A 4,867-nucleotide genomic window follows, 5' to 3' on the forward strand; every position below is an offset into this window, starting at 1 on the left:
GGCGTGGCGCAACCTGAATGCGATGGCCCGCGACTTCACCAAGGATAGCCAGGGCTATGTCAATGGCAATGTTTCCGGCGACCATGTGCTCTACACCAGCAGCGGGCTGCCGGCCGAATTCAGCTGCGAACGGCCGTTCGGCTTTCACTCGGTCATGCTGAGCGCCGCCTGGCTGGCGTCAGAAGGGGAGGTGGCGCTGATCGAAAGCTGGCTTGGCGAGCAGCTGATTGCAAGCGACGAGGTCACGCTGTCGGCGCTGACGCCGCTGCACTACGCCCCAATGCTCAAAGCTGTAACGCGTGTTCGCCTGTCGACGAAGCACTATTGGCAAATGGTCGTGGACGATCTGGTCTTAACGCGCTGAGATTTAGGCATGCCAAAGCGGAGCGAAATTTCGCCCCGCTTCAATCAGGTTATGTTGACGGTCAGCCCGGCACAATAATAATCGAGGCGCCGTTGGCCGCAGTGATCGCCGACAACCGGCCTTTTTTCAAGAACGATGGCTTCACATAGATCTTTTTCATATCAGACTCTCCTAAAATCCCGATCCGATGATGCCAGACTGCGGCCATCTGTCAACCATGCGGCTGGAATCGGTAAAACTGCAATAAATCCAAGGAGGAGCGGCAAGGCGCCCGCCCTCCAATTCTTGTTTACGCCATCCCGGATCGAAGGCCTTCGATGCTTTTTCTGGAATTGCTCCAGCGCCAGGCGCGTTTCGGCCAAGAGTGTGCCAGATTATATCGTGGCGCTGGTCGAGCCGTTTGCCGTGACGGCTGAAAGCTTGCCCTTCTTGACGAGAGCCGGCTTCGCGTAAGTCTTCTTCATGGTAATCTCTCCTCATCCCTACGCGAGAATGGCAGATACGCAAGATGTGTCAACCAAGCCGGGCGTCCACACGGGCTCTTGGCGACACGAGCTTGCGGCTGATAGTCTCGACGTCGACATGCGGGGCAACCGTCACATGGTGAGGGCCGCAACAACGCCCGAGGGATTTCAATGAACAAGGGTGCCGACAGATTGCTCGCGCTTGCCCTGGTCGTTGTCGCCGTAGGCTGCCTGGCGCGGATCTATTGGCCGGCAATCGGCGAGGCTTTCCTCTGGCGCGGCTTTTCAGGCCCGCCGATGGATCCAGCCTCGTTACGGCTGGCGGGGTTCCTGGTGGCGGCGTTCGCCTGCCTGCTTGGTGCAGGGCTGTTTTGGGCCGGCCTCTTGCCGGACCGGTCGGGCCAAGCAGCGGGCGCGCCGCTGTTTGGTCGCGCGGCGGAGATGCAGGACGTTGGCACGCCCGGCCTGCGCAGAGTCTTTCTCGTCCTGCCATTGGTCGTGGTCGCCGCACTGGCCGCCGACCGGTTCGGCCCTTGGCATGAAGGCGGCGACATAGCCAGCGAGCCCGTCGAACCGAAGGCCGACGAACCCAATCCTGGCGAGCCGAAGGCCAACGAACCCAAGGGGCAGGATGTCGCCAGCGCGCCGCCGGCCTCAGAGCCGGCAGCCCCACCGCCTGCACCAGCAGAAGCTGCTTCGCCGCCGGAGGCCGCCGATCCGCCTGCGGCACCGGTCCCACTGACGCCGCCGGCGCTGGTGCAACCGACCCCGCCAACGCTAGTGCCGCCGACCGCGCCCGCGCCTCCGGCGCCGCCGGAGGTCGCGGTCATTCCGCCGCCCATCGTGGCGCCATTGCCGCCGGCTCCGCCGCCGCTACCGACGCAGCCCGAGGGCCACCGCGACTCGGTCGTCTGGCTGGCGGTGGCGCCCGACGGGCACTCGATCATGAGCGCCAGCACCGATCACACGATCAAGCTGTGGGACATCGCCGCCAAGCAGCTGATCCGCACTCTCGGCGTGCACAAGGATATGGCCCGCACGGCGCTGTTCATGCCCGACGGCGTCAGCGCGCTGACGGCCGGCGACGACGGCGAGATCGTGCAGCGCAAACTTTCCGACGGCGCGGTGCTGCATGTCTTCTCCTCGGGCGGCAATGGCGGCGTCAGAAAGCTGGCGATCAGCCCGGACGGCAAACATGCCATCAGCGGGCACGACACGGGCAATGTCATCGTCTGGGATCTCAAGAAGGGCGCTGTGCTGCACGCCATGAGCGGGAACGGCTGGTCGGTCAGCGCCGTCGCCGTCTCGCCCGATGGCAGGCAAGCCCTCAGCGGCAGCATAGACGGCACACTGAAACTTTGGGACATCGAAAGCGGCAAGCAATTACGAAGTTGGCACGGGCATGAGCGAGGCACATATGGCGCCGCGTTCACCGCCGACGGGCATCATCTGGTCACCGGCAGTGGCGATTACACGATCAAGCTCTGGGATCTAGACAGCGGCCGCGAAGCGCGCCGCTTTGAAGGCCACGAAGGCACCGTCTACTCATTGGCGCTGTCGGCCGACGGCCAGCGCCTGGTCTCCGGCTCGCTCGACGGCACGGCGCGGCTGTGGGACATGGACACCGGCAACCAGATCGCGATGTTCGATAGCCGGACCGGCCCGATCTACGCGGTGGCCTTCACCGCCGATGGCACGGTGGTGACCGGCGGCAACGACCGCACCATCAGGGATTGGCCGGCCGCCGGCGGCGACAGCGTCGTGCTGTTTGCCGGCGCGCCGGAGTGAACGGAACCTTGATCGCATTGTCCGCCGTGCTATGAAAAACCATGTCAGCTCCCAGCCTCCCGGACAACGCGCCGCTCATTGTCATCGATCTCCAGACCGGCATGTTCGACGGTGTGCACGAGCCGCCGATCCATGATGCGCGAGATATTGTCGAGCGCACCAAGGCGGTGATCGATTGGGCGCGGCGCGGCGGGCGCAAGGTCGCTTTTATCAGGCATGACGGACCCGATGGCGACCCGTTGGCACCGGATGAGCCGGGCTGGCCGGTTTGGCCCGCGCTCGGCCAGGCGGCGGACGAGCCGACCTTTGCCAAATCGGTGCGCGATGCATTCAGCAATCCCGCCTTCGGCGATTGGGTGGCCGGGCAAGGTGCGGGTGCTGTCGTGCTCTTGGGCGCACAGACCGATTTTTGCGTGGCCGCGACGGTCAAGGGCGCGGTCGCCAGAGGGCTCGGCGTGACCGTGGTGTCCGATGCGCACAGCACGCTGGACAATGCCAGCGAGAGTGCCGAACAGGTCATCACCAGGCACAATGGCGAATTCGCGGAGGCCGGTGTCAATCTGGTGACCACAAAGGCGCTTGTCGGCGGCTGAAGCCCGACCGTCGCCGCAGGCGGCATTATCAGGCAGGCCGGGTTGAGGACTTCGCGAGGGAAGGCAGCGCCAGGCGGCTGCCGTGGTCGACGCGGACGGGGGGGCGCATTGTTGGGATGGCTCGGGCGCCCGCGTCAACCAGGGCGGCTCGTACCGCCGCATTAGCAACATTGCACATCGCAGGTCGCTCGAAACTTCCGCGAAAGCGGAATAGGCCGGAGCAAAAGTGCGGATTCGGCTGAGACTTTCGGCGCGCTTTCCCGGTACGGGGAATCAAAAAGTCTGCTGGTTGTCGGCATGCCCCTCAAGGCGTCCGTCGCTCCTGCACCGGATCGGCGAGGAACGACGCCGCAATCAGGTCGTCGGCATCGATCCGGCCATGACGATCTTCCATGATGGCCGCGACCTTTTGAAAGGTTTTCATTTCGGCATCCGTCACCCGCGCATTGCGCATTCTGGCTTGGAGATCGGCCAGGCGAACGCCCAAAGCAGGGGATCTCACAGCTTTGCTTGTCATCTTCACTCGTCCTGTTTGGAACCTGACATGTGCGACCCGCCGCCATGGCTGGCGGCGGGTTTGGGACCGTTCGAAATTCAGTCGTAGACCTTGACGATCTTGCGGGTGCCCGGATCCACCAGGACTGTGCGGTTGTCGACGACCACGTAGCGGTATTGGACATCGGGGATCTCATGAAGCTCGACCGTTTCCGGCAACGCGCTACCAATATTCAGTTCCACACCGGGAACCTTGACCGAAGCGAGGGGCTGCTTCTTCACATACTCGCGGATGACCGTGTCCTGTTCAGGCTGAATGACGACGTCCTGAGCGGCAACGGCGCCGACTCCGGCCAACATCAATAGCGCCGCAGCGGCGCCCGTTAGGTGCATTTTCATACTGTTTCTCCTTGCGAGTCAGCATGACAAGATCGTCCAACGCTGACGAGCAACTGAACTTGAGCCAAATGAAAATGTTCCTCCGCTGGGGCTTCGGTCGGATGAGAAGTGCGACTTAAGTCCGGTCCGCGAGCGCATTGGTCTTACCGACGGGAACGGCTCTCTGTTCACGACTGTTTGTCTCCCGGATTCGGAGAAACAGATGGACAAAAGTGTTGGCCAAGCGCGCTGGTTGCTCGCACCGATTTTCGCGACGGCCGTCACCTTTCTGGTGATGGGAATAGTCCTTGGCTGACATGTCGTCGATCGGCGCAGCAACGTCCCTTCCTGCGCTGATAGGATTCGCAAGCCGCTTCGGCGGCTGGCGAATCCTCTATCTTCACCACGCGCGGGCCTGCTCATTCGGCAAGCGAGCGCTTCGTTCAGCTTATGCAACGTTGGGAGGTTTACTATGGATCGGCGATCCTTCTTGACAGCAATGTTTGGCATTGCCGGGGCAGCAGCCCTTGCAGGGGCAATTCGCCCGATCGAAGCAGTGGCCGGTGTTCCAGGCGCCGGAAACGGCATTCTCGATGAAATAGAGGCGTCACAAACAGAGGCCTTCGACGACGGTACACATGCGGAGGTGCAGCCGGTCGACCATCGACGCTGGGATCGGGACTGGGATCGGGACCGGGATCGGGACTGGGATCGGGGCTGGCGCCGGCGCCGGCACGGGCGGCGATGGAGACGGGTCTGCCGTAGTTATTGGCGGCATGGTCGCC

General features: G+C 63.2%; 7 protein-coding genes and 1 pseudogene. 4 read left to right on the forward strand and 4 right to left on the reverse strand.

Annotation, left to right across the window (positions count from 1 at the left end):
* Positions 1–364, forward strand: a pseudogene (locus EN964_RS24425) (hypothetical protein); the annotation flags it as partial.
* Positions 365–425: 61 nt separating this feature from the next.
* Here EN964_RS24425 and EN964_RS24430 read toward each other — a convergent pair.
* Both EN964_RS24430 and EN964_RS24435 read right to left on the reverse strand, forming a co-directional pair.
* On the reverse strand, positions 426–524 hold the full coding sequence (locus EN964_RS24430) for a putative RiPP precursor (protein WP_127271495.1): 99 nt from the start codon (positions 522–524) through the stop codon (positions 426–428).
* Positions 525–738: 214 nt separating this feature from the next.
* A complete protein-coding gene (locus EN964_RS24435; protein ID WP_127271493.1) occupies positions 739–828 on the reverse strand; it encodes a putative RiPP precursor in 90 nt (29 codons plus the stop codon).
* A 171-nt stretch (positions 829–999) separates the two neighbouring features.
* On the opposite strand from EN964_RS24435, the gene EN964_RS24440 reads away from it, so the two are divergent.
* Together EN964_RS24440 and EN964_RS24445 are read left to right on the forward strand one after the other, a co-directional pair.
* Positions 1,000–2,616 (forward strand): WD40 repeat domain-containing protein, encoded by a 1,617-nt coding sequence (locus EN964_RS24440; protein WP_127268522.1) that lies wholly within the window; start codon positions 1,000–1,002, stop codon positions 2,614–2,616.
* A 41-nt stretch (positions 2,617–2,657) separates the two neighbouring features.
* Positions 2,658–3,209 (forward strand): isochorismatase family protein, encoded by a 552-nt coding sequence (locus EN964_RS24445; RefSeq protein WP_127268523.1) that lies wholly within the window; start codon positions 2,658–2,660, stop codon positions 3,207–3,209.
* 304 nt (positions 3,210–3,513) lie between these two features.
* Here the strand turns inward: EN964_RS24445 and EN964_RS24450 are convergent, their stop codons facing one another.
* Both EN964_RS24450 and EN964_RS24455 read right to left on the reverse strand, forming a co-directional pair.
* On the reverse strand, positions 3,514–3,726 hold the full coding sequence (locus EN964_RS24450; protein ID WP_127268529.1) for a hypothetical protein: 213 nt from the start codon (positions 3,724–3,726) through the stop codon (positions 3,514–3,516).
* A gap of 77 nt (positions 3,727–3,803) precedes the next feature.
* A complete protein-coding gene (locus tag EN964_RS24455; RefSeq protein WP_127268524.1) occupies positions 3,804–4,103 on the reverse strand; it encodes a DUF1236 domain-containing protein in 300 nt (99 codons plus the stop codon).
* Between the two features lie 451 nt (positions 4,104–4,554).
* On the opposite strand from EN964_RS24455, the gene EN964_RS38190 reads away from it, so the two are divergent.
* Positions 4,555–4,867 (forward strand): hypothetical protein (locus tag EN964_RS38190; RefSeq protein ID WP_206528755.1); only part of this gene is annotated, 313 nt, incomplete at its 3' end.

The sequence above is a fragment of the Mesorhizobium sp. M7A.F.Ca.CA.001.10.2.1 genome (genome assembly GCF_003998575.1).
GTDB lineage: Bacteria > Pseudomonadota > Alphaproteobacteria > Rhizobiales > Rhizobiaceae > Mesorhizobium.